Here is a 25,050-nt window from a genome sequence, read left to right on the forward strand (position 1 = left end):
CAAATTTTTACCTTTTTAACCTCAGAACCCCCTATTCTTAACATTTAGAACCCTTCATCTATCACATTTTTTCCAGTTTTGGGACAATAATTAACATTATCAATAACCCAAAATTTCTTATGAAGCTTTTTTACTTCCTGCTATCTGGATTGGTGATATTCACATCCAACCTTGTTCTGGCCAATGATCATATTACGGTGACAGATAAGGGTCTTGTCATACGTTTTGAAGCTGCCCCAGACGGCACCAAAGTTCTCCGTCTGGAAGCTGTCACTTCAGAAATCTTCCGTGTTTCGGCTACTTCGAAGTCTGAATTTAAAGAGACCAATAGTTTAATGGTCAAAGAGGATTTGTCTTATGAGGCAAACTGGCAGCATGAAATAGATGCTGACACCTTACGCATGTGGACTGATAAAGTCACTGCCCATGTCAATTTGAAAACTGCCGAGATACTTTTCAAAGATCCTTCGGGAAAAATCATCCTTAAGGAAAAAACCGGAGGAGGCCGGCGCTTTGATTCTGCATCAACTGAAGAAAACAGCTACTCTAGCTTCTCTCAGCATTTTCAAAAAAATGAAGCAGAGGGAATATATGGTTTAGGCCAACATCAGGCCGGACTGTTCAATTATCGGGACAGACATGTTGATCTCACCCAATACAATGGTGTGGCTGTAGTACCTTTTATGATTTCCACCAACCAATACGGTTTGCTTTGGGACAATAATTCAATCACCAAATTTGGGGACACACGGATTCCGGAACCTATTTCCAAATTAACCCTACAACCGGGACTGGAGGATGATGCTAAGGGCCTCAAAGCCATTTATGCTTCCGATCGCAGCAATCCTACAAAAGGATTAGAAAGACTTGAAAGCACAATTGCCTATACAGACCTACCTTCATTGAAAAACCTGCCGGAATTTGACCAGCACCGTGGTGCTGTGACCTGGACAGGCTATATCACTCCTGAGCATGTAGGGATCCATACTTTTAAGCTCATCTACTCCGGCTACATCAAAATCACCATGAATAACCAAGTCTTGATGGATACCTGGAGAGAAAGCTGGAATCCGGGTTTTGAGGAATTTGATTATGATTTATCCAGTACTGCCACTGCAGTAAAAATAGAATGGATACCTGAGTCTGATCAATCATTTCTAGACCTCAGCTATTTAAAACCTTTGGAAGGCAAGGAAGAGGATTTATTTGGATTTGCTTCTGAAGCAGGTGAATACCTGGACTATTACTTCATTTATGGTGAGGAGATGGATGATGTTATTTCAGGCTATAGAACACTTACTGGCAAGGCCAAGATTATGCCTAAATGGGTGATGGGATTTTGGCAAAGCAGGGAGCGCTATAAGACCCAGGAAGAGTTGTTGGAAACAGTCAGAAATTTCCGGGAAAAACAAATCCCGCTCGACAATATAGTACAGGATTGGTCCTACTGGGAAGAAGATGCATGGGGAAGTCACGAATTTGACAAGGATCGGTTTCCGGATCCAGAGGCAATGATCAAGGAAGTACATGACCTGAATGCCAGGATAATGATCAGTGTTTGGCCAAAATTCTATGAAGGAATTGACAACAATCGGGTAATGGATGAAAAGGGCATGCTTTACCGGCAAAACATTGTAAATCAGCAGAAAGACTGGATAGGAGAAGGTTATGTTTCCACATTTTATGATGCCTTTAATCCAGCCGCAAGGTCCATGTTTTGGGACCAGTTGAACAAGCGGCTGTTCAGCATAGGAATTGATGCCTGGTGGCTGGATGCAACTGAGCCTGATATCCACTCCAATGCTTCTATAAGTCAGAGAAAAACATTGATGGACCCAACTGCCCTGGGGTCTTCCACGGCATTTTTCAATGCCTATTCCCTGGTCAATGCCAAAGGCATCTACGAAGGGCAAAGAAAAGCAGCACCTGACCAACGTGTATTTATCCTGACGAGATCGGCATTTGCAGGCATTCAACGCTATAGCGCTGCAACCTGGAGTGGCGATATAGCCAGCCGTTTTGATGAAATGGAAAGACAAATTGCAGGAGGGTTAAACTTTTCTCTATCAGGTCTCCCTTATTGGACAACGGATATAGGAGGTTTTTTTGTGGAAGATAAGTATGATAGACCACATCCTGAAGGGGACGCATTGGATGAATGGAGGGAACTGAATACACGCTGGACTCAATTTGGAGCATTTACCCCCCTGTTTAGGGCTCATGGACAATATCCACATCGTGAAATCTACAATATTGCCCCGGAAGAACACCCTGCTTATCAGTCCATGCTTTATTACAACAAGCTGAGATATCGTTTGATGCCATATATCTATAGCATAACAGGGGCTGTTTATCATGAAGACAATACGATCATGCGTCCCTTGGTAATGGATTTTAAAGACCCGAAGGTCCGTGATATCGGTAACCAATACATGTTTGGACCATCAATTATGGTGACTCCAGTGACTGTCTATCAGGCAAATACCAAAGCCGTATATCTTCCAAAACATGCCGGTTGGTACGACATGTACTCAGGAAAATTTTTAGAAGGTGAGCAGACAATTACAGCAGAGGCCCCTTATGAGCGCATGCCTCTCTTTATAAAAGCGGGTGCAATCATCCCATTTGGATCCGAAATTTTCCACACCGCTGAGCGCATGCAAGATGAAATTCTCCTCTTTGTTTATGCGGGTAATGATGGGGAATTCTGCCTGTATGACGACGGACATACTGACTATGCCTATGAAAATGGCCAGTTTGATAAAATACTTATTTCTTACAGTGAGCAGGATAAAACGCTGAAAATAAATGAAAGGGTTGGCAAAAAACATCAAAACAGAGTGGACAAAATTGATTTCAAAGTAATAGTCATAGACCGGGACAAACCCAAGCCACTGGATTTTGACCAAATCCCTGACTTCAGTTTCAGCTATACCGGAGAAGCACTTTCGATTAAACTAAACAATTAAATAAACCAAATAACCCATGAAAAATAACAGACCAATTCAACGCAGGATTTTGCGGAAAGAAAGCAAAATGATAAGCAATAAACCAAAAATTCACAACACGAACCTATGAAAAAGACTTTAGCCAGTATTTTAGCTTGGCTATTGCTGCTGCCGGCAGCAATGGCTCAACAAAATGTAATAGGCCAAGTCACCGACGGTGACACGGGAGAGCCTATTCCCGGTGTGAGCATCCTCGTCCGGGGAACCGGACAGGGTACAATAACTGACATTGATGGTACTTACAACTTAAGTGTAGATCAGGAAAATGCCGTATTGGTTTACTCCTTTTTAGGATATATCAAGCAAGAAGTAGCTGTTGGCAACAGGAGTGAAATCAATGTAACCTTGGAGCCTGATCTTAGTGATCTGGAAGAGGTGATAGTAGTTGGTTACGGTGTACAGAAAAAGAAAGTCGTCACCGGTGCAACAGTACAGGTGGATGGGGATAAACTTAAAAGCCTGAGCACTACCCAACCACTGGAAGCCCTACAAGGTCTGGCACCGGGAGTTCAGATATCTGCCACTTCAGGGCAGCCGGGAGAAAGTATGCGTGTGGTTATCAGAGGATTGGGCACTATAGGAGATGCCTCACCACTGTATGTAGTGGATGGGGTTTTGACCAATGACATTTCATATCTCAACCCAGCTGATATAGAATCGATTGATGTCCTAAAGGATGCAGCCTCAGCTGCCATATACGGTTCCCAGGCTGCCAATGGTGTGGTGTTGGTGACTACCCGCAGAGGCCGGAGAGGAGAAAGAGCTACCGTAACATATGATATGTTTTACGGAGTTCAAAACACACCTAGAACTACGAAAATGCTCAATGCCTATGAATATGGCACCATCATGAATGAGGCGGCCATCAACTCAGGAGGGCGTCCATACTTTTCGCAGGATCAATTAAATGAATTTGGACAGGGTACCATGTGGTTGGACGAAATGTTTGCCAACAATGCGGTAAACCAAAACCATGTATTGGGTTTGCAGGGTGGAAGTGAAAATTCCATCTATTCGGTTTCTCTGGCATATACCGGGCAAGAAGGTATTGTGGGGGGGAGTGACCTTTCAAATTTTGAGCGGTACAATATCCGCGTAAATTCAGAGCATCATTTATACAATGATGTGCTGACCATCGGACAAAATCTTACCATCTCGAACAGACAGTCTTCAGGTGTCGGGGTTGGCGATCAGTATAACAATGCCCTGAGGGGTGCCTTTAATACCTCTCCCCTAGTACCGATGTTTGATGAAAACATGAATTTTTATGACAACAGCAACTCAGATTGGAATCCAAACGAAGCCAATCCTTATGCTTTGATGTATTATCAGAACCAAAACCTTAACAATAACCAGCGTATTCTTGGGGATGTATACATGGTTTTGGAGCCGATAAAAAATCTCCGGTTCCGAACAAGCGTAGGTTTGGATTATTATTCAAATGAAGGAAGATCTTTTACCCCTACCTATCAACTTTCTTCCTTTGCATTTTCATTGTTTTCGAGTGCTCACCAAAATATGGGAAAAGGTAGAACTGTTCTGTTTGACAACCTGTTGACCTACAATTTCTCCCTGAATGACAAGCACAACTTTGAGACCATGGTAGGAAGTTCTATGTTTCAGTTTCAAGGTTCATACATGTTTGCAAGTAACCGTGATGTAATCATTGAAGACCTAAAATATGCCTGGTTATCCAATACTACCAATGTGGATGGGGCCAACATCAATTTAGGAGGAGGACCGGCTGACCCAGATAACAGGATGTCTTATTTTGGAAGAATCAATTACAATTACAATGAAACATATCTACTGAATCTGACTTACCGTGCTGATGGTGCGTCCCGATTTGCAAGAGGTAACCGGTTTGGTTTTTTCCCTTCCATTTCAGCGGGTTGGGTGATCAGTAACGAACCCTTTATGGCTCCATTGGAAAACACCTTGGAATTCCTGAAACTCCGTGCAAGTTGGGGTCAGGTAGGTAATATGAATATTGGATTTTTTCAATTCATGGCTCCGGTATCTATTTCCAATACAAACTATTTTTTCGGACCTGGTGAAGGAACAGAGGGTTTGGTACCGGGAGCTTATCCCAGCAGGTTAGGGAATACAGATTTGCTGTGGGAAACCTCCGAACAGGCAAACATCGGTATAGACGCACAGCTATGGCAGGGCAGGTTGACAGTGAATTTTGATTGGTACAACAAAATCACAAGGGATTGGCTGATAGAAGCCCCTATCCTATCCACTGCTGGTGCAGCACCTCCATTTATCAATGGTGGGGATGTTCAAAATACCGGTGTTGAGTTGGCCTTATCCTATAATAACCGGGCAGGTCAATTAAATTATAGCATTGGTGTAAATGGAGCCTATAACAGAAACCGGGTAGGAAATATCCCAACAAGAGACGGTATCATCCATGGCCAGGCAAATCAGTTATTTGACAATTCGATGCCTTTTTATCGTGCACAGAATGGGTTCCCTATCGGTTACTTCTGGGGATTACAGACGGATGGTATCTTCCAGTCAGAGCAAGAGGTAAGGGATCACAGATCAGGAGAGACCATCATACAGCCAAATGCCGAACCAGGTGATGTCCGTTATGTAGATGTCAATGGCGATGGAGTTATTGATGACTCGGACCGTGTCATGTTAGGTGATCCAAATCCTGCGTATACCTTTGGCCTTACCTTCTCTGCGGATTATAAGGGGTTTGATTTCAACTTTTTGGCAAACGGGGTAGCCGGCAATCAGATTGTTCAGACTTACCGTAACCATGCCAATCCATACGCCAACTATACGACTGCCATATTGGACAGATGGCATGGACCGGGCTCTTCCCATACGATGCCAAGAGTAACCGAGGATGCCAGAAACTGGACAAACTTCTCAGATCTGTATATACATGATGGGGATTTTTTAAGAATCAGCAACATCACTTTAGGTTACGACCTCAACAGGATCCTCAACAATGAAAAACTGGGGCAAGTCAGAATATATGCCTCTGTGCTCAACCTCTACACCTTTACCAAATATGAAGGAATGGATCCTGAAATCGGGTATGGAAGCAGTTTTTCTTCGGGAGTGGATTTAGGATTTTATCCTCGACCACGGACTATGATGCTGGGGGCAAATATTAGATTCTAAATAAAAGGACATGAAAAATATCAAAACATATATACTTGCTTTGGGGATCGGTTGTACAGCAGCTTCCTGTACAGGAGATTTTCTTGATACCGAGCCCATTACAGAATTGACAGACGAAAACTTTTACAGGACTACCAATGATGCTTACAGGGCATTGGTTGGTTGCTATGAAGGCCTTCACCAAATTTGGGCTGGTGGGGTAAGTTTCCCTGTAGCTTCAGAAGTACTATCGGACAATGCCTTTGGTGGGACGGGATCTGCAGATGGCTTTGGCTATCAGATGCTAGATGAGTTTGACCGTAACAGGTCTACCGCAGATCAAAACCTATTTCAGGATAACTGGTCCGCATATTACAGTGCTATATTCCGGATCAATTCATTCTTACAAAGAATGGATCAGATTGATTGGGAAGATGATGATGCTCTAAGGTTGCGGTACGAATCTGAAATCCGGTTTTTGAGGGCCTTCCTCTATTTTGATATGGTAAGGCTTTGGGGAAATATCCCCTTATTGACCGAACCATCTCCTGAAAATATACCACAGGCCGAACCGGAAGAGGTATATAGGGTTATTGCCGAAGACTTACAGTTTGCCGCAGAAAATCTAGAAGCCATACCGGGCACGTCCCAGCCAAGCAGTGAGTTTGGAAGGGTCACCAAATGGGCGGCAAATGCTTTGATCGGAAGGGTTTATTTGTATTATACAGGTTACTACCAACAGCCTGACCTTGCCGGAGTCATTACCGGTCAACAAGCTCTGGCCTATATGGAAGATGTGATTCAATCCGGTGGTTATGGACTGGTGGAGGAGTTTAGTCAACTTTGGCCTGCAGCCTCTTTGGAAGATTATGCCGGAGAACTTAATGAGGAGGTAATATTTTCTATCAGATACACCTATACCAGTGACTATGATGGCAATACAGATGGAAATCATTGGATGGTAATGCTTGGGATCAGAGAACAGTCATTTTTCCCTTATGGTCGGGGTTGGGGCGGAGCCACTGTTAACCCGAGACTGTACAATGCCTTCAATGAAAATGATGCGCGTAGAGAAGCCTCTATTATTGCCATTGAAGAAGAAGGTCTTCCCTTTACAAACTTTAGCAGACAGAGGGAATATACGGGATATTATACAAAAAAATATTCCCCGATGATTAATGAAGATGGCGTTGAATTGCCGGTTGATCTGGGCGCACCGAATCATATGATTGGTCAGTTTCAGGATTATTTCGTCATCCGGTATGCAGATGTGTTGCTGATGGCTGCTGAGTTGGGAAGCCCTAATGCACAAACCTATTTTGATGATGTAAGAAGGAGAGCATACGGTGAGAATTTCAGTTCACTTGCAATTACTCCAAACAGGCTATTGGAAGAACGTAGGCTTGAATTTGCGCTGGAGGGTATCCGCTATTGGGATCTATTGCGTCAAGGAGTGGACTTTGCAGCCAATGTGATCGGAGAGTCAAGCACAGTGTTGAATGCTGGATCACCTGTATCAAAAGTCATCAACCCATCCAATATCATTACTACAGAAGGGCTTCAACAAATTCCTAACAATCAGATTATTCTTTCTGATAATGTTCTTGTTCAAAACCCCGGTTGGTAAGTTTGTTAACAATTAAGTAGACTAATTATGAAACTAAGGATAAAAAAAATATTCCTGGCAGCAATTCTTCTGTTGCCTATGGCTTGTGTAGTGGACGACAACTATGAGTTAGGGAGCCTGCTCACAGCTGATCAGATAAGCTTCAGGGTTGAGCAGGATCTGACTTCGGATCCGGGAGGAAACACAGTGATCTTAATCAATGATACACCAGAGACGGTTCCTATCTGGGATTATGGGATTGGCAGATCTACCAGACAGCAAGATACTGTCCGTTTTGCATTCGCCGGAGATTATGAAATTAAGTTGTCATTTGTCACTGGGGGCGGTATCGTAGAACTGGATCCGGTTATGGTAAATGTCTCTGAAGATAACCTGAATTATGTGGATGATCCGCTTTGGACTGCACTTTCCGGTGGAGTTGGAGAGGAAAAAACATGGATACTCGATATAGACGCCAATTTTTTTGATGGACCTTTGTTTTTTTACGGAGCGGACAATGGCTATTTGCTTGAAGGAGATTCCTGGGATGGCGGAGATACGGGATGCTATGGAGAGGATTGTTGGGCATGGGAGCCTGATTATGCTGAAAATACCTGGTTGATGGACTATGGTGATTATGGTACCATGACATTCAGTCTGGATGGTGGACCCTATGTACAGGTCAACCATAACATGCTGCCCAACAGAGGTCTAGAAGAAGGTACCTATTTTTTGAATGTAGAAGACAAAACTTTAACACTCACAGATGCGGCCATTTTGCATAATTCAGGCAATGCTGACTGTGTCAACAATTGGGGAAATACGAGAATCTTCTCCCTTACCGAAAACGCCATGCAACTGGGTGTTTTGAGAAGAGACGATTGTGACGGTGCCGCTATGTTGGTATATAACTTTGTTTCACAGGATTATTTGGATAGCCTGGAAGAAGAATGATGGATAGCCAAAAGCAATAACCTGAAAATGGAATTAAAAAAACCATAAGGAATAGTTTCTTGCAGCAATAGAGGCCGATTTTGCTAAAATCGGCCTCATTTTGTTGTAGCCGGAAAGAACTTAGCAGGAAAGTACACAGAAGCCTCTATCGTTAAAAATCATAACCTAGTCAATATATTTACTGAATTTTAAAGACTTTTCTTCTATACACCTACACTCTGCGAAATTATCCCGGATAAACTGAAACAATTCCAGGAAAGAATAACCCTTATTGTCTTTCAAAAATTCATCCCGGATACGTTTATAGGTTTCAAGAACTTCCCCGGCTTTTTGCTTCAATTCCATATCACTTGTCAAAGGTTCCTGGTTTTCCGGTAATGCATAAACAAATCTCCCTGTTTCTGAACTGGCAACAGGAATCTGAAAAAAGCTTCTCTTGACAAATTCTCCTGTATTTTCTTTATGAATAGCGGCTTCAACAAAAAAATCAACAGCATGCTGAGGATAACCAAACAAATATCCATATGCACGGAATCGGTCCATTATTTCCTCAAACTCATACATCACCAATATAGCCTGGGGATCACTGGCTGCCACAATACCTCTTTTCAGGAAAAAGTCAGCGTATTTTTCAATCGTATTTTGTAAGCTGGCCTTATTATATACGAGCAACTGAAATATTCTTTCCTCACCCGATATTGCCTTAAAAGGTATGATTGCAAAGCCTATATTTTCATTTGATAATTCCTCCAGGCTTTCTTGAAGCAGCTGGATCTGAGTTGCGGCCACATCTACTTCTAAAAGGACTTTGGTAACTGTATCAATGGGAAATTTAAAATGTTCAACCGTACTAATGGGCTTGAGTCCTCCAAAAACTGTGAAAAGCCCTTCCTTTTCAAGTGTTTCCTTGGCTATGGAGTCAGCTAGCTGAAGCATTCCATGGTCTGCCTGAGCCAGGACCTGCCCAAAGGAGAAAAGAAAGACCGATAGTAAAAAGGATGACCTTCTTAAGGTTTTAAGTATAATTTTCATAGTGAACAGGCTATATTATCAAAGAAAGATTAAGTTGAAATATTGAGAATTGCTGAATATTTTGAGATTTCAGCGTGTAATCAAAACCCAATTTGACAGACTCCTTTGGTGAGCGCAGTAAAAACCAGGAGGACAACTTTGCCTCCAAATGATTACTTTGGTAAAATTGGCGGTCCGGACCGTGCATCATTTGGCTGATGCCATCTGATAGTTCCGGAAATATGCCGGGTTGAGGCATAAATACTCCCAAGCCCGGCCTTAGGAAAATACTGAAATGCTTTCTATCAATGAGGGCAAAGGAATTAGAAGCAAGCAGATACAAACTCGAAAAACTCCTGAGGCTTTCAGCTGCAAAATCCTCATCGCGCTGCTTAATAGATGCCCAGCGCAATTCCCATATGCTATTGGATCGGTAAACATTAAAAGTATGGACTCCTTCAATTCTTTGGGTACGGTACAAGAAATTGACAGCCTCAAATACAGGATCCATGCTTGTTCCGTTCAAAATTTCCCAGGAGAAATGCTGTTGATAATCCCCTTGTTCAAGTGGAATAAACAAACCCGATTCCATGGAGAATTTACCGGCCCTTGAACTTCCGGCATCCACAGGAAAAGCTATTCCATCCCTCAAATTTGCACTGAGTATCCCATTGGAAAACTGAAGGAATACCGAGGTCTTGTTGGCAAAAGTATGTCTGCCGTACAGTTGAAAAGCCGACTCTTCAATAAATTGGTTTCTTGTAAAACTCTGGAATGCATTTCTGGAAAAAGTGTTTAAGCCTCTCATAAAAATGAGGGAAAACTCCTGCACAGCAAATGCCCCTATCTGATTTTCCTCATTGCTCCTTGAAAATGTAGCGGCAGCTCCAAGCTCTGTACTTCGGTGAGGTCGAATACTTTGCCCAACCTGAACTTCATAGCGGTTTTTGTTATACAATGGTCTTGGTTCTGCATCCATTGCAAAAGTTTCCACCTGATAATTGACACGGAAGAAATTGCCCAGTTTTTCTTGCAGGTAACGGGCGGAATTTCCGGAAAGGCTGATCCTTACTTTATCTCCGGACCAGGGGGAAGTCTGCTCTTGTGCCAAAAGATAAGGATGTAGGGAAGTTTCCATACTCTGCATCAGAAAAGGCCTTACTTGCTCTAATTCTCTTGTATATTGAAAATCTCCCTGAAAAGACCAATTTCCCAGCTGCTTTCCGGATTGGGAATAAAAGTGAATGTTTCTAAAAGATTCCGGCATCAAGGAAGCCACCAGGTTTCCTTCACCACTGGAATAATTCAGAGAAGCTCTGTAAAATTCAGCCTTCTCTTGATCCATTAAAAAAGGATAAGCAGCATGCCAGAATATATCCTGACGCAGGAAATACTGTACAGGATGGAATTTCTTAGCTTGTTCATCTTGCCGCAACAGGCTATCTGCCCCCTTAGCCATCAATGAACCAGGCAAAAAACACATTCCAAATACTACAAACACATGGATGCTGCTTATCATTTTCATACCATCATATCTTAACGGTCAGCAGGAGATGGATCAGGATTAATCACAAAATCGTTTGTACTGTTATTCGTGTCCTCATAGATCATGTTACCATCTACAGTTCTGGTTTTTCTTATGATGGACTCCGCAGAATAAATATCATTGACAAAAGAAAATCCTGCATCCAAACTCACAGGAATCCTTTTAAAGCTTCCGTCAGATTCGCTTCTTAAAGCCTCTACCGCGTCTATGACCAAATTATTTGGAACTTTTACCACGGGAGGGGAATCGGGGTTTGCTCCTGGCACGGGAACCTGCTCTAAAGCATCAAAATCCTCAGTTCTCCAAATGATTGTACCAGGTCCAAATACAGGAACCAAAGAGAAGGTACTGTTAAAAGGATGGTACAGCATTTCCATATTCGTGACATTGGGTGCATCCACATCCCGTTCAGATCCTACCACAAATAGCTCAAAATCTGCTTGGCTAAGGTCTACGGGACTGTTTGGATTTGCCTCTGAGGCACGGTGATTGATTCCTTGTTGTGCTATGGTGATGGCAGAAAATGGTGCCAAAACATTCGTATTGCCATTTCCGGGAATTCTCCATGCCGTGGTGACATACACATTAGATTGATCTTCAGCGAAAGGCGTAGGAATGGTATTTGGGTTGATTTGACCGGATGGGCCATGCACATTGGACAAAATCAAACCATCCAGAATGATAGGCTCACTGGTGTTGTTGTAGATTTCAAAGAACTGGTCAAAGAAATAATTGGAGCCTTCAGGTGTCGCTGAACCTGCATAATAAACCTGACTGATCACCAGATTACCGGCAATAGATCCCTCCAAACGGATCTGTACAGGTGATGCCGCTATGGTTGGATTGAGCAATAAATTATTGTCTACATAGTTCAGGTTTATATTTATAGGGGAACCGACAATGACAGCAGCCTCTTCTTCACTCAGGACCCGGGTAGCCTGTAGCCTATAAAGCCCCGGAACTATATTTTCGATGTTCACTTCACCGTTTGCTCCTGATGTTTCCTCAATTACCTGTCCGGAAGAAAGGTTGGTCAGTGAGAAAGCAACTTCAGAAGCATTCTCTTCCAGGAAGTCTTCAGGAAACAAAATCTGAAAGGAAGCATCAAAGCGCTGAAGCCTTGGTTCGTCTTCATTATTACAGGCCATTATGATTAACAAGGCGAGCAGTGGGAGTAATCTGGTTGATGTTTTCATTTAATCGATTAATTTGTTTTAGAATTATTTAATTATTTACGCTTGGGTAATTCAAACTAAAGTCTATAGAAAACCTCTGCCCCAAAGAATAGGCTTAGGTTCCGTTGTACAAATGCTTCTGTCCTTGGGTCTTGAAATAATGGTCTATGGTTGAACAGGTTGTTGACAAAAAATGCAAAGCCCCTTCCTTGGTTAAACTCTTTGTTCATTCTGAAATTAATCAACAGTAAGGGAGGTCTGTTGACCGTTTTCAATTGTTCATCCGACAGCAAGTTTCTATATTCCATAAGCGCTTCCTGTCTGGATTCTTCCTCGGAAAGTCTCAAAATTTCTCCCCTTCGATTTAGCAAAGCCGTAGGAAATGGATCGAAACCTGTGAGCTGGTCGCTCTGCTGCCATATTACCTGTGAAAGAGTAGAAATGACTATACCTGCTTTTGGAATGTGATGGATCAATCTCAAAGAGGTATTAAGTTGCGTACCGGAGTTGCCCTGCCCTGCCTGAAAGAACGGGACAAAAGGTGAGTTAACCTGTCGAAAAATAAAATTGGGATTGACTTCTTTCCCTTCAACAAAACTTCTTGTCTGTATCAAAGCCCCGTTGAACGATAGGGAAGTGTTCAGGGATTGAATTTCGGGGAAATCCAATGCAAACTCAATTCCCTTATTTTCCAGGCCTCTATTGTTGAAAGGGGCATCGTATGCCAGGAATAAAGTGTCATACCGGACTGGCTGATCAGTGATTATAGGAGGCAGTCCATTTCTGGTTTCTACAATACCAAACACTCCCCGGTGCGCAATAAAAGGTTGGCGAACAAAGCTGGGGCCACCCTTGGTATTTTCAATAAACCCATTGACGGTATACCTGACGGCTCCCAGTTCACCGTCCAAACTCACTTCAAATTTATCAGACCTAAAACTTGTTAACCTTTCGGTTTCGGGTGTTATTTTTCTAGTGGTTACGACCAACAACCGTTCTTCGGGATTGGGAGCAAAGTAGTTGAAGTTGATCATGTCAATAAATCTGGGGCCTGGGGATAAGAAGTTCAGCCCTGGGATTTTGGAGTGAATACCATAGGCCAAGCGGATTCGGTGGTTTTGGCTAAGAGAAAAGGAGGTTTGGATCCTGGGCTGCCAATCTGTTCCGATGACTCTTTGTTCAGGGCCGGAAAGAAAGTAATGGTCAGTCCTTAGGCCAAGCTGCCAGGACCAGATATTCTGGCCAAGACGCAAATAAAAGCGATCCTCAACATAAGCGGAAAATTGATTCAATCCCGGAATTTCATCAAAGGTTCTGGGCCTATCACCGGCATTATAGTTTTGTCTTGGAGGTGTTTGCAGGTCAAACTGCCTGCCTAAGCCCGAATTTACATCATATCGGTACTCTGTACCCATCACCAACTTATGCGAAATGTCCCCAGACTTGACACTTTTAAAAAGCTCCAGCCTGTGATAGTAGTTAAAGGGGTTTCCTTCCACCGTGGTCATATTAAAATAACGGGCAGGGCCGAAGGGGACCACAGCAGTAGAGTCTACCATCAAAGTGGGCCTAGGGCCGACACTGGTAGTTATAAATTCTGTAAAAAAAGACCTTTGCCGGTTTTGGGTCAAAGAAATTGTCCCTTCCAGTCTATCGAACCAGCTTTGGTTTTGTAAAATAAAATGGCTGTTCCACCGAAGCATATAATCGGAAGATTCCCAACTGCGTTGAGAGGGATCCCTATCTGCCTGCATGGCCCTGGATGCAGTATTGATGCCAAAAGTAGCCCTGTTTCTAATGATCAGATCACCATTAAGTCCTGTCCATTGATGTCCCAGAGTTCCCTGACGGCGAACAAACCTGTTGAAGACATCCCTTGGGTCGGGTCTGGAATCCATAGCATCCAAATCAATACTGAAAGCATGGGATTTACTCCATTCAAAGCCTGCACCACCGGATACCTGAAGGGCATTGGGATTTGCCCTCAGGTTAAGGCTTGGTCTGAAAGCACCAATTCGGGTCTGCACGATCACTGCTCCTGCTGTGAAGTTTCCATGCCTTGCAGAGCCTACCCCTCTCAAAACTTCCACTGATTCTATCTGATCAGCAGGGATCTGTCTTAAATCAAAACCTTGGTTGGCAACTGATTGAAATGGAGGAGCGGTGTTGGGACTACTATTGAGAATATTTACATTGTTTTGAAGATTGGCATCATTTGACAGCGGGCTGCCGTCCATCACTATGGCAGTACCCATTTGTGCAACAGCATTACCTGCTCCATTGGTCGAAACCTGCCGTAAAAGAATCTGTTGTGGCGTATTGACATTTGGATTAATTGCTAACTGACCGGGAATCAACTGAAGTACATCTCTTAAACTATTGGGTTGAACATGTGCTATAGCATCCCTCACTATCACTGATGCCGTTGCCAACCCATGAACATTTTCCTTGGATATAACAGTAACTTCATTGAGTTCCAAGCTTCTTTCTTTAAGAACTAATGAATGATCAATGTCAGGTTCAAATACATTCAATGTGGTAACGAGACGCTCATATCCCATCATTGATATGATTATTTTTTTCTGACCATGGGAGAGCAGGGAAAAGGTTGCCTGTCCTTCAATATTGCTAATCTGAAATACCCCATCCGGCTCAATCTGTATTAAAGCACCGGTTATTGGCTCATTATTGCTATCAAAAATAGATAGCTTAAGGTCTGAAGAAGAGTTCTGTAAATTAATGCAGTGAACCAAACCAAGGATGAATAAAAGCATGAGATAATCGATAACAAAATGTATTTTTCAGTAAAGCTGACAGGTAACCATAAAGGATAGGCGAATCCATTAATAATTGTTGCTTTCATATTTCCAGAATTCAATTTATTTTCCAGGTATCTGAAAAGGGATCAAACCGAATTCTATAAATGCAACATTGTTGCAAATAAACCATCTTTTTCCCAGTTACGGAAGACTTTTTTGCATTTTTATCAAGAATATATCTTTTAGCTTGGCCACATTTTTTAGGCTCCCGACAAAAAATTGATGAATCCAGGTATCTTTAAAAAAATGCTTATCAATTTTTCGGTGGATACCCAAAGATTGAAAATGTAGAATTTCTTTTTTCAAGTAAGGACTGTTTGCTGAAGGGATACTGCCCCTGCAAAGTCTGTAAACCCTTGGAACCGGTAAAGTCTATGCCTTTGGAAATACGAAAACTTTTAAAGGAGATGGAAAGCAATCCTGACCTTAAAATAAATGATAGGGGATTACCTATAAAAAGCAGGCTGAAATGTTGGGAGACCCAATGGCTGTCCGTGCAGTGGCCAGTGCCAATGGGATGAACAGAATATCCATAATTATTCCATGTCATCGGGTCATCGGGAGTGATGGCAGGCTAACAGGCTATGGAGGAGGGATCTGGCGAAAAAAATACCTTTTGGATTTGGAGGCCGGCATGGATAAATGAACGGACTTTATTTTACAAAAATTTAAAATCCATTCAAATCTATATACTAAAACAAGCAACATCATAACCCATCAATGTTCGGTTGCGGACAAATTTGTTCGGGAGATCATGAGACATCTATGAAAAAAATAGGTTTAAGGGCATAAGAGTGTCTTTAGATTTGGCATGCATTTAGGTTTAATTATTTTCGAAAGTCCTAACCCTAGTCCGCAGTCCTATGTTGAAAAGTTACTTTAAAATTGCCTGTAGAAACCTTCTAAAACACAAGATCTTCAGTGCTATAAATTTTTTAGGCCTAACTGTCGGTGTGACTTCATTCTTGATAATTTTTCAGTATGTCAATTATGAGTTGAGTTATGACAGGTTTCATGAAAATGCAGATCGTATCTACCGGGTTCAGCATGACAGGTACTTTGATGGAGAGCTACAATATCAAAAAGCCCAGACTTTTATTCCTACAGGAGAAGCAATGATGAATGAATTTGTTGAGGTGGAAGCCTACACCACCTTATTCCGAATCAGCGCCGAATCGGATATTACCATGAGGCACAAAACAGAAAAGGGGGAATTAGTCAGCTTTTCAGAAGAGGAAGTTTACCATGCAAAAGGTGATTTTTTTAAAATATTTACCTTACCTATAATAGAAGGACAAAAAGAAATCAAAAGCATACCTGAAAAATCAGTGTTGATTTCCAAATCTGTTGCCAGCAGGTATTTTGGAGAAGAATCAGCTGTAGGGAAATTCATTAGCCATAATTATGTTGAGGACCATGAAATAATCGGAGTTTTTGAAGACTTTCCCTCCAACTCACATGTAAGTATGGATTTCATTTTTGCCTGGCAGAAAGTAACCGATGAGGCCAATGGTGGGGATGAAAACAATTGGCGCTGGGATGGATTTTACACCTACTTACTGCTGCATCCGGGATCCGATCCCGGGACATTGGAAAATAAATTTCCGGGATTGGTAGAAAAATATAAATCTGGCCAGTTAAATGAGCAAGTCAGTTCGGTACTTTCCCTTCAGCCTTTACCTGACATACATTTAAAATCCAATCTTTTAGCTGAGTTAAAACCAAACGGTGATCAAAAAATTGTCTTCACACTATTGGCTTTAGCTATTTTCGTCTTGTTGATTGCATGGATAAACTTCATAAATCTATCTACTTCAAGGTCTTTCGAGAGATTCAAAGAAATAGGTATCAGAAAAGTTATAGGTTCAGGGAAAAAAGAAATTTTCTTTCAATTTCTTCTAGAGTCCTGTCTATTGAACTTTATTTCTGTCCTTACAGCATTCTTACTGATATCCCTTTTCAATCCAATAATTAGCCCTCTTTTAGGCATTGATCTGGTAAATTCATTTCTCAACAAGGCCGGATTTTGGACCATCCTTTTGTTTATGATCATGTTGGGAGGTGTTGCCGCCAGCATTTATCCGGCACGTATAATGTCTTCCTTCAGGCCCGCAATCATACTTAAAGGCAATCAGTCCAGGGTACCCGGTAACACTTCCTCAATAATCAGGTATGGTTTGGTCGTCTTTCAGTTCGTCATATCGATATCATTGATCGGAGCCTCTTCCATGGCCTACAAGCAACTGAGTTTCATGAAAGATAAAAGTCTGGGGCTGAATATTGAAAATACTTTGGTCATCAATACAAAAGCTACTTTTGGACCTCCAGGATCGGATTCTGTATTTTTGGACAATCTGAATACCTTTAGGAATTCATTAAGAAATTATGAAAGCATAGCAGCAGTTACTGCTTCTTTTGAAATCCCTGGGAAGGAACACCAATCCATAATTCCTCATTTCAGGCATTCGAAAAACAAGGAAGAATTGGCCGCACTATACCTTACCAGGGTAGACTTCGACTTCATTCCTGCCCTATCTGTAAATCTCCTGGCAGGAAGAAACTTTATAGAAGGCAAAGACAATCAATCTACCCTGATTTTGAATATGGAGGCCATAAAAACCCTGGGCTATGAAAGTCCGGACGAAGCATTGGGCCAGGAAGTAATCTGGGGGAACCAGGCTCAGAACAAAGCAAAGATCATCGGTGTGGTAGATTTAAGGGCCACTGCCTACAAAAAAGAGAATTACCCGATAGCCTACACGCCCACCTTTTTCCCATTTAGATATGCCACCATTAAATTTGCAGAGTCCAACAATTTTACAGAAAATCAGATGATCCAAATGGCAAAAAATGCCTGGATGTCCAACTTCCCCGATATCCCTTTTGATTATTTCTTCTTGGACGAATTGTTTGAAAATCACTACAAATCGGATCATGACTTCGGTCTTGTACTTGCCCTGTTCACCGGACTGGCCATACTGGTTGCTTGTTCAGGTCTGTTCGCCATTGCTACTTTAACAGTGGAGCAGAGAACCAAAGAAGTTGGCTTAAGGAAAGTCATGGGAGCGTCTACCTCTCAGTTGTTGGTTTTACTCTCAAAGAATTTTCTGCTTTTGATTTTAATTGCAGGCTTGATCTCTGTACCTATCATCAAAACAGTATTGGAGATATGGCTCGAAAATTACCCTTACAAAGCGGCAATTTCCTGGTGGATTTACTTACTTCCTATTGGATTGATCGTATTGGTTTCGGCACTAACCATCGGTGGTAATATCCTCAAAGCATCCCTGGTCAATCCGGTAAAATTATTAAAGTATGAATAGTTAAGACTTACTAGATTCAAAGCTGTTGAAAACAGCAAAAACGGAGAATCGTCCGCTTCAACCACTTTTTATTATCGCCAGGATTGGCGATATGATCAGTGAAGAATATGAAGGAGGGGAAAAAGTCAAAGGACAAATTTCAGGAAAGTAAGGTGAAGCAGGGAATATTGATATGGTCTATCAGCATATCAATGTTGATGGGGCAATCCGCACGGGTAAATGTTGATTTAGTTCATACCTTATCAAAGATGGAACACTTCACTTAAAAGATCTCTGCCAATGAAACATTGAGACCTTTCCAGTGGTACCCAAATAAACTCCAAGGATTATTCTCATAAATATTTTTTTCTACAAACAGTCTTTTAGCATAGCTTCAGTAATTTCTATAGCTACCCGAATCAATGAGTAGCCTGAAAGGGAGACCATTCCATACCCCATGAAGAGGTGTGTATGCGTCCATGAGGATACCATCGGTGATGCCAAAAGAGAGCTGGATATATAAAGATCTATCCTACTTAGGGCGTGCTGAAAAACGCCAACAGGAGAATAAATGCTTTAAATTTTGATGAATACCCCGTTTGTCAAGTATTTTCTTTTTAAGCAGGTGCACGCTTATTCAATGATATAAATGATTTCCGTGCTCCTTAAAATTTCAAAATTCGAAATTTTAAGGCTAGTCTCAGGCATACCATCTTCTTCATTGGGCTCACTCGAAGTATAAGCATACATCTTCATTCGCCCGCTTTGAATCTGGCATACCTGAGACTTTTTCAGCAAGCCCTACTTAATCTATTTTATTTGAAGGTACAATGTGTTTCAAACAAAAATCAGCTTAGATTTTAAAATTGACGGAAACCACCAGTCCTCTTCCATCCGAAGGCCAAACACCCGCTCCAGGATACATGGTTGGTCGTTTGGTGAAGTATTGTCTGTTCAATAAATTGTTAATCCCTAATCTAAACACATACCGCTCTGATAAGGTAAAGCTACTGTTCCAATCAAAAACATGATATTCCGGTACCAAACCCAAAGCTCCGTCGGGAGAAGGAATAAGGGTATTCAAAGGATCTGCAAAGGACTCACTCACAAATTGGTGCTGAAAAAGCGATTTGAATTTACCGATTTCCAGGCTCAGTCCGCTACGGACTATCCATGCAGGTACTGATTCTATGCTGTTCCCTACAATAGAGATGTTTTCTGTTCCACTTCTTATGCTTCCTGCAACGTACTGCCCATCCATCAAAGAAGAAGCATTGAAAATGGAAAACTTTGACTTATGGCTGTTGTATAAAACACTGTTGAGCCACAATTCTATCCCATTTGTCCTACTATCTCCAATGTTACTTTTGGTGACAAAAGTCTGACCATCCACAACATCAATTAGGTTCCCAACGCGATTGCCTACGAATGTTCTGAAAAATGTCAGGTTGTATTGGAGCAGAGGATGCTTTCTATTTTCAATCCCTATTTCTGCATTGTAGCCAAAAGAATGCTCCAAGTTTTCTGCAATACGGGCAAATGGATCACCGGGAACCAAATCCTGAAAAAGTATTGGCCTATTGGCTTGTGAGACTCCTCCAAAAACCCGGAGACCATTTTCCTTAAACCATTGTCCATGTATCCCAAAAGTCAGAAAATTGTAGGGAATTTCCTGCGGAACATCTCTTCCTTCCAGATAATCAATCCTTCCCGTCATGATTGAACTTCCTTTTTCATACCTCAATCCAGGAGAAATGCTCAGGTTATCTCTTAGGTAAATTTGGTTTTCCAGTGCAAAAGCAAGGCTTTGGCTGTGCAGGGAAAGTTCCCTTTCGAAATCGCCCTGTACCGATAAATCAAATAGTGTGTTCGTACTTCCCTGCCCCCTTTGGTTCCTGTCGTTGATATTGTTGAAATACCTAATAGAAGCACTCAGGTCATTATTAAATCCCCCCAATTGGTATTGGTGCAGAAGCCTCACTTCAGAAGTTCTGCTGTTGTAATAATGTATAGCTACATTTCTTGGAGCAAATTCATTGGTTTCGGGACGGATGTCATCAATGGCTAGTGCATTACCGGGAAATTCCACAGAACTTCTAGACCCCAAAATCATGGAACTTACCCATTGGAGTTGGGTATTTGGGTTTATTGTCCAATCTACTGTCACAGCAGGCACCCATATTTCGGGGGTGTAAAAATTCCGGAACCGGGTGGACTGCCTCGGGTTTTCCTTAAACATCTGATCATTTAATGGCCCCGGAATCTGATACAGGTACGTGCTTCTGGAAAGTTCAGCTTTGATGTTCAGACCAGCATTTGCAGCATAGGCCAAAGAAAAATGCTGGGCATCTGAATCTGATCGGGCATTGTCTCTGTATCCACTGGATATCCTTTTTTGGTAGTACGCATAATATGTCCACTTCCCGGTTTTTCCTCCCAGTGAGTTGAAAGAAGAAAAAAGACCAAAAGAACCGACAGAGGTCATGTTTTCAAATCCAAACACTTTTGTTGTATCAGCCGACTTGAGCACATAATTGAGCATCCCACCAAACTGTTGTCCATATTGCAAGGCTCCTGTCCCTCTGATCAGTTCTACTCTTTCCACTGCTTCCATTGGGGTGGAATAATGGGAAGCAGGATAGCCATAAATATCTGTGTTGGTAATGATGTTGTTTTGGCGCACATTGAATTCCCAGCTTCTGTGGGCATCCAATCCTCTCAAAGAAAGGTTAACCTGATTGCCTGCCCCATCCATGTCATAGACAAAAGCTCCAGGAACTTGGGCAAAAATCTGTCTTCCGGTCTTTTCGGCAATATTGGCAGGAAGATCAACGATAGAAATCACCTCTGTTTTTCTACCGCCGATGGGCATGAGAAAAGATCGGTCAGACAGAGTTCCAACTGTGGGAAGTTCTTTAAATCCAAAAATCCCAATTTCTTTTAACTCTATTGTTTTTAGACTATCAACTTGACCGAGAGCACTGCTGATGGAAAACAAATAAACAAGAACCAACCTTGCAAAGCATTTCATCCCTTGTTCCGAACTTCTAAACACATCCATTTTATTCTCATTTTAGGATGACAATATTATTAAAATTAACTTTGGAATTCAATCATCCTGAGATTTATCATGATTATGGTAGAAAGTGTTAGTTTGAATTCACCGATAAATTTGTTGCTATCCTGACTTAACAATGATCACATCGGATTTTTAAATAGAAGCATTTACCACCCAAAATAACCTTTTGGAACAATCCCATTCATCCGAAGATATACCAAAGAGTATCCTCTGTGGTGATTGTTATGGTTTTCGACAATATTGAAAAGTCTCCAGGCAGAAATGGCTTCCTTTCCGAACTCGATCTCTTTTTCTAAGTCTTCGGAAGTCATTGATTCCAATGATTGGGTCATAAAGGCATACATGCGATCCACTTCGGCAATTGTCTCTTTCTTATTGAAATCACGATCCCTTTTGAAATCCTTGTAAGGATTTTCCAGATTGAGGCGGTTTGCCAATTGATTACAGGTAAAGATGGCGTTGTGCACATAGTGTTCCGAGAATGTCATTAATTCCGGTGTTGGTCTATAGCTGTACAGGCTATCTGGCATCTGTTCCAAAATAGCATAAGTATAAGCTTTGGATTTTTCTAATGATTCCATGATAGCAGACGCATGGTCAAAAGAAGCTGATTTTCCATCTTCCAATTTGGTTGAACAACTCCATAAGCTATGAAGTAGGCAAAGGATCAATAAGTATTTTTTCATGCAAATTTTGATTTAAAAGAGTAAAAGAAAATGACAGGTTTTATGAATTTTTGATATACACAGCCAAACCTAACAAGCAATACGCCCAAAGCTTTTCAACAAAATAAGACTAACTACTCATAAGGTTTTGAAAACTCTGGATTTTCTATAAATTCCAAATCTGTCAGTGTTTTCAAAAATGCTATGATGGCTATTTTATCATCATAAGTCAATGAAATTCCAGGCTTTGGTTGTTCACTATAAAGCATCCGGCTTGTATAAGGAGTATCCTTGATCCCATCGCTGTAGTGATCGAGCACTTGCCCCAGATTGCCAAATCGACCGTCGTGCATGTAGGGAGCAGTGATCGCAACATTTCTAAGAGAGGGTGTCTTATATGCTCCCATATCTTCATCTCTGAAGGTGATTCGATACCTTCCCAAGAATATTTTTTCATGCGATAAATCTGAAAAATCATCATCCAATCCATTGTTGTGGAATTGGTTATCTGTAAAGAGTTCCCCAGAGTGACAAGGGGAGCAATTGTTCCTGACTAATTCCAATCCTTTCAATTCTAGGCTGCTCAGTCTTACATTTTCTTCCTGTCTGAAATAACGATCATACTTGGAGCCCGCAGATACAAGTGTTTTCTGAAACAATGCCAATGCTTTAGCAACATTTTGAACTGTTGGCCCATCTTCATAGGCTTCGAAAAAGATCTCTACATAATCTGGGTTTGAGGATATTTTAGCATCCAAACCCTGTAAAGACATTCCCATTTCATCAGCATGTGTCAATGGTCCGAAAGCCTGCGATTCCAGGTTTTTTGAACCTCCATCCCAAAATAAGCCATTGTTCATCCAGACCATATTGAAAAGGGTTGGTGAGTGCCTTTCTAGCGTGTTACCTGAGACTCCGTGATTGCCCAAAGCTACACCATCAGAGAATGCCAAATGCTGTGAATGACAACTGGCGCATGATACCTTTCCATTGGCCGAAATGTTGGGGTCGTAGAACAATCTTCTACCCAGTTCCACCCCTTCTTTTGTCAAAGGATTGGATTCTTGAAATACCGGAGTAGGGAATCCCTCTGGAACCTTCATATTGATGAAAGTCGGGCCAGGCTGAGGTAGTTCTGGTTCTTCAATTTGAAAATCACAGGAGCTCAATATAGCTCCTGTGATCAAAACAAATGAAAAAAATCTCTTTGGGAAACTTTTCTCCACCATTTTCACATTTTACATTAATTACCCGAAGTAGAGGTAGCTGATTTCAATTCAAAGGAATTAAAGTAATTGTTTGTCAACTCCTCCATAAGATCTGGACTAGTGGCTCCGATGACAGTATTAACCCATGGAAGCTCGAAATCTACCACACCTTTTACATCCAAATTGACTATCACTTCAGAAGAAGTAGTAGAATTTATAGTAATCGGCTCAGCAAATTCGAATACCTTATCACCATAAAAATCATTAGATCCTGTTTCCCAATAGAAACTCTTCGACTCAGGTTCATCTTTTAGCCAAGTCATCTTTCCTGAAACCGATGTAAAAATATAGCTTGTAAACCACATCCAGTTGTCAGCAGCCATTCCATTCAAGGCATTCAATTCTCCTACTGTCAATGTCAGGTTATCATTGTATTTTGGTTCAACACCAATATGAAACTTGATGGCTTTATAATCACCTGCTGGAATATTTGCAATGTCAACTTTCTCTCTTTTGTTTGCAGGATATACTTTGTTGAAACTTCCGTCCTGGACAGGTATAGCATTGTTTTCCTCAATAAGGTAGTAAGAATTCGGAACCAAATGCTCTTCGCCGGATACATCAATGAAGCTTACGTTACTTACCCAATATCTTAACCTGGTAAATTCATATTCCAAATCAAATTCCCCTGATTCATTGTTCAGTTTATAAGGAAATGGTTTGTTCAATTCAAAATTGGCATCTCCATAGCGTGCATCAAAGGTAATGCTGACTTTCCCTTCTACAATTGCTGCTGGACCTTCAATCTCTACATATTGAGTTTCAACACATGCAGATAACAAAAGAATTATTAAGACTGAAATTAATATATTCGTTTTCATATTTTTTTGTTATTAAATTTGAAATTTTCTATTTTTCTATTGATTTATTTGGCAAAATTTATTGCCATTTTATTTTTTATTTATATTTTTTTTATTCATTTGAAAAGCTGAATACACTTTTCTTATCAACCTTACCAATAAACGCAATCATAGTCACTGAAAACCTCCCTTTGGATTCAATATGTACATGATCATCACTATTGAAACTTTGGCTGATGGGGAGTTGGTAGTTGGCATGGAGCATCATTTTGCTGAACTGAAGCTGAATTCCGGCTTGTCCAAAAGTATAATGTCCTCCACTGTTGACTTGATAGAAGCCTTCAAAAGTATGCATCCCGGCCTTTTCATGGTATATTCCAAGCATAGGAATGGGAATTACTTTTTCTGCTCTTGGCTTGTAAAATATACTGCCCTGTACATTGTACTGATTGCCAAACCTGTAATCAATGGCATTGGCGGTGTTGAATTTATAAACCCCTTCCACATTGAAACCCCAGCGGTTTTTCATCGTGGTATAGTTTGCCATGGAGATGAAGTCCCAAGACCCACTTCCCAACTGAAAATTTGGATTGATCAACTGAACGGTATTGGAGTATTCAAAATCGGCCAGAGGTGCTTTGAGGCCAGCACCGATCCAAAGATTATGCAGCCATGACTCCATGGGGTTTCCCTT

Annotated in this window: 16 protein-coding genes and 1 pseudogene; 8 read left to right on the top strand and 9 right to left on the bottom strand. The window is 41.4% G+C overall.

What is annotated here, in order from left to right; translation table 11 throughout:
• Positions 1-119 precede the first annotated feature (119 nt).
• From EGN73_RS17565 to EGN73_RS17580, 4 genes are all read left to right on the top strand, one after another.
• A complete protein-coding gene (locus EGN73_RS17565) occupies positions 120-2,969 on the top strand; it encodes a glycoside hydrolase family 31 protein (protein ID WP_219287033.1) in 2,850 nt (949 codons plus the stop codon).
• Between the two features lie 105 nt (positions 2,970-3,074).
• On the top strand, positions 3,075-6,152 hold the full coding sequence (locus tag EGN73_RS17570; protein ID WP_219287034.1) for a SusC/RagA family TonB-linked outer membrane protein: 3,078 nt from the start codon (positions 3,075-3,077) through the stop codon (positions 6,150-6,152).
• A 10-nt stretch (positions 6,153-6,162) separates the two neighbouring features.
• Positions 6,163-7,758 carry a RagB/SusD family nutrient uptake outer membrane protein gene (locus tag EGN73_RS17575; protein ID WP_219287035.1) on the top strand — a complete coding sequence of 532 codons (1,596 nt, stop codon included), beginning with the start codon at positions 6,163-6,165 and terminating at the stop codon, positions 7,756-7,758.
• 27 nt (positions 7,759-7,785) lie between these two features.
• Positions 7,786-8,691 (top strand): hypothetical protein, encoded by a 906-nt coding sequence (locus EGN73_RS17580; RefSeq protein ID WP_219287036.1) that lies wholly within the window; start codon positions 7,786-7,788, stop codon positions 8,689-8,691.
• A 165-nt stretch (positions 8,692-8,856) separates the two neighbouring features.
• Here EGN73_RS17580 and EGN73_RS17585 read toward each other — a convergent pair whose 3' ends face one another.
• Genes EGN73_RS17585 through EGN73_RS17600 form a run of 4 tightly spaced genes read right to left on the bottom strand, consistent with a single transcriptional unit; the run spans position 8,857 to position 15,197 of the window.
• On the bottom strand, positions 8,857-9,723 hold the full coding sequence (locus tag EGN73_RS17585; protein WP_219287037.1) for a hypothetical protein: 867 nt from the start codon (positions 9,721-9,723) through the stop codon (positions 8,857-8,859).
• A gap of 10 nt (positions 9,724-9,733) precedes the next feature.
• On the bottom strand, positions 9,734-11,227 hold the full coding sequence (locus tag EGN73_RS17590; protein WP_219287038.1) for a DUF6850 family outer membrane beta-barrel protein: 1,494 nt from the start codon (positions 11,225-11,227) through the stop codon (positions 9,734-9,736).
• An 11-nt stretch (positions 11,228-11,238) separates the two neighbouring features.
• Positions 11,239-12,444, bottom strand: a complete 1,206-nt coding sequence (locus tag EGN73_RS17595; RefSeq protein ID WP_219287039.1) for a DUF4876 domain-containing protein — start codon at positions 12,442-12,444, stop codon at positions 11,239-11,241.
• Between the two features lie 56 nt (positions 12,445-12,500).
• Complete coding sequence (locus tag EGN73_RS17600; RefSeq protein ID WP_219287040.1) at positions 12,501-15,197, bottom strand: TonB-dependent receptor; 2,697 nt, start codon at positions 15,195-15,197, stop codon at positions 12,501-12,503.
• A 323-nt stretch (positions 15,198-15,520) separates the two neighbouring features.
• Here EGN73_RS17600 and EGN73_RS22850 point away from each other — a divergent pair, with 323 nt between their 5' ends.
• From EGN73_RS22850 to EGN73_RS22690, 4 genes are all read left to right on the top strand, one after another.
• Positions 15,521-15,763, top strand: coding sequence for an Ada metal-binding domain-containing protein (locus EGN73_RS22850; RefSeq protein ID WP_219287611.1), 243 nt, complete (start codon positions 15,521-15,523; stop codon positions 15,761-15,763).
• Positions 15,688-15,888: a methylated-DNA--[protein]-cysteine S-methyltransferase gene (locus EGN73_RS17610; protein ID WP_343207085.1), complete on the top strand. Its 201-nt coding sequence runs from the start codon at positions 15,688-15,690 to the stop codon at positions 15,886-15,888. Before EGN73_RS22850 ends, EGN73_RS17610 begins: the two co-directional genes overlap by 76 nt.
• Before the next feature lie 217 nt (positions 15,889-16,105).
• Entirely contained in the window at positions 16,106-18,565 is a 2,460-nt protein-coding gene (locus EGN73_RS17615; protein WP_219287042.1) for an ABC transporter permease, read from the top strand.
• A gap of 25 nt (positions 18,566-18,590) precedes the next feature.
• Complete coding sequence (locus EGN73_RS22690; RefSeq protein WP_281422222.1) at positions 18,591-18,716, top strand: hypothetical protein; 126 nt, start codon at positions 18,591-18,593, stop codon at positions 18,714-18,716.
• Positions 18,717-19,397: 681 nt separating this feature from the next.
• Here the strand turns inward: EGN73_RS22690 and EGN73_RS17620 are convergent.
• The 5 genes and pseudogenes from EGN73_RS17620 to EGN73_RS17640 form a co-directional block, all read right to left on the bottom strand.
• The gene (locus EGN73_RS17620; RefSeq protein WP_219287043.1) at positions 19,398-21,605 is read right to left on the bottom strand and encodes a TonB-dependent receptor family protein; all 2,208 of its coding nucleotides are present in this window, start codon (positions 21,603-21,605) and stop codon (positions 19,398-19,400) included.
• Positions 21,606-21,769: 164 nt separating this feature from the next.
• Positions 21,770-22,309: a DinB family protein gene (locus tag EGN73_RS17625; RefSeq protein ID WP_219287044.1), complete on the bottom strand. Its 540-nt coding sequence runs from the start codon at positions 22,307-22,309 to the stop codon at positions 21,770-21,772.
• 113 nt (positions 22,310-22,422) lie between these two features.
• The gene (locus tag EGN73_RS17630; RefSeq protein WP_219287045.1) at positions 22,423-23,517 is read right to left on the bottom strand and encodes a cytochrome-c peroxidase; all 1,095 of its coding nucleotides are present in this window, start codon (positions 23,515-23,517) and stop codon (positions 22,423-22,425) included.
• Positions 23,518-23,531: 14 nt separating this feature from the next.
• A complete protein-coding gene (locus tag EGN73_RS17635) occupies positions 23,532-24,377 on the bottom strand; it encodes an MbnP family protein (RefSeq protein ID WP_219287046.1) in 846 nt (281 codons plus the stop codon).
• A gap of 91 nt (positions 24,378-24,468) precedes the next feature.
• Positions 24,469-25,050, bottom strand: a pseudogene (locus EGN73_RS17640) (hypothetical protein); the annotation flags it as partial.

It is taken from the genome of Arthrospiribacter ruber (assembly GCF_019343195.1).
Taxonomy (GTDB): domain Bacteria; phylum Bacteroidota; class Bacteroidia; order Cytophagales; family Cyclobacteriaceae; genus Arthrospiribacter; species Arthrospiribacter ruber.

What these genes read in the sequence shown, in the direction of transcription:
- EGN73_RS17565 (WP_219287033.1), top strand. Translation starts at nt 120, where the DNA reads ATGAAGCTTTTTTACTTCCTGCTATCTGGATTGGTGATATTCACATCC.
- EGN73_RS17570 (WP_219287034.1), top strand. Translation starts at nt 3,075, where the DNA reads ATGAAAAAGACTTTAGCCAGTATTTTAGCTTGGCTATTGCTGCTGCCG.
- EGN73_RS17575 (WP_219287035.1), top strand. Translation starts at nt 6,163, where the DNA reads ATGAAAAATATCAAAACATATATACTTGCTTTGGGGATCGGTTGTACA.
- EGN73_RS17580 (WP_219287036.1), top strand. Translation starts at nt 7,786, where the DNA reads ATGAAACTAAGGATAAAAAAAATATTCCTGGCAGCAATTCTTCTGTTG.
- EGN73_RS17585 (WP_219287037.1), bottom strand. Translation starts at nt 9,723, where the DNA reads ATGAAAATTATACTTAAAACCTTAAGAAGGTCATCCTTTTTACTATCG.
- EGN73_RS17590 (WP_219287038.1), bottom strand. Translation starts at nt 11,227, where the DNA reads ATGAAAATGATAAGCAGCATCCATGTGTTTGTAGTATTTGGAATGTGT.
- EGN73_RS17595 (WP_219287039.1), bottom strand. Translation starts at nt 12,444, where the DNA reads ATGAAAACATCAACCAGATTACTCCCACTGCTCGCCTTGTTAATCATA.
- EGN73_RS17600 (WP_219287040.1), bottom strand. Translation starts at nt 15,197, where the DNA reads ATGCTTTTATTCATCCTTGGTTTGGTTCACTGCATTAATTTACAGAAC.
- EGN73_RS17615 (WP_219287042.1), top strand. Translation starts at nt 16,106, where the DNA reads ATGTTGAAAAGTTACTTTAAAATTGCCTGTAGAAACCTTCTAAAACAC.
- EGN73_RS17620 (WP_219287043.1), bottom strand. Translation starts at nt 21,605, where the DNA reads ATGGATGTGTTTAGAAGTTCGGAACAAGGGATGAAATGCTTTGCAAGG.
- EGN73_RS17625 (WP_219287044.1), bottom strand. Translation starts at nt 22,309, where the DNA reads ATGAAAAAATACTTATTGATCCTTTGCCTACTTCATAGCTTATGGAGT.
- EGN73_RS17630 (WP_219287045.1), bottom strand. Translation starts at nt 23,517, where the DNA reads ATGGTGGAGAAAAGTTTCCCAAAGAGATTTTTTTCATTTGTTTTGATC.
- EGN73_RS17635 (WP_219287046.1), bottom strand. Translation starts at nt 24,377, where the DNA reads ATGAAAACGAATATATTAATTTCAGTCTTAATAATTCTTTTGTTATCT.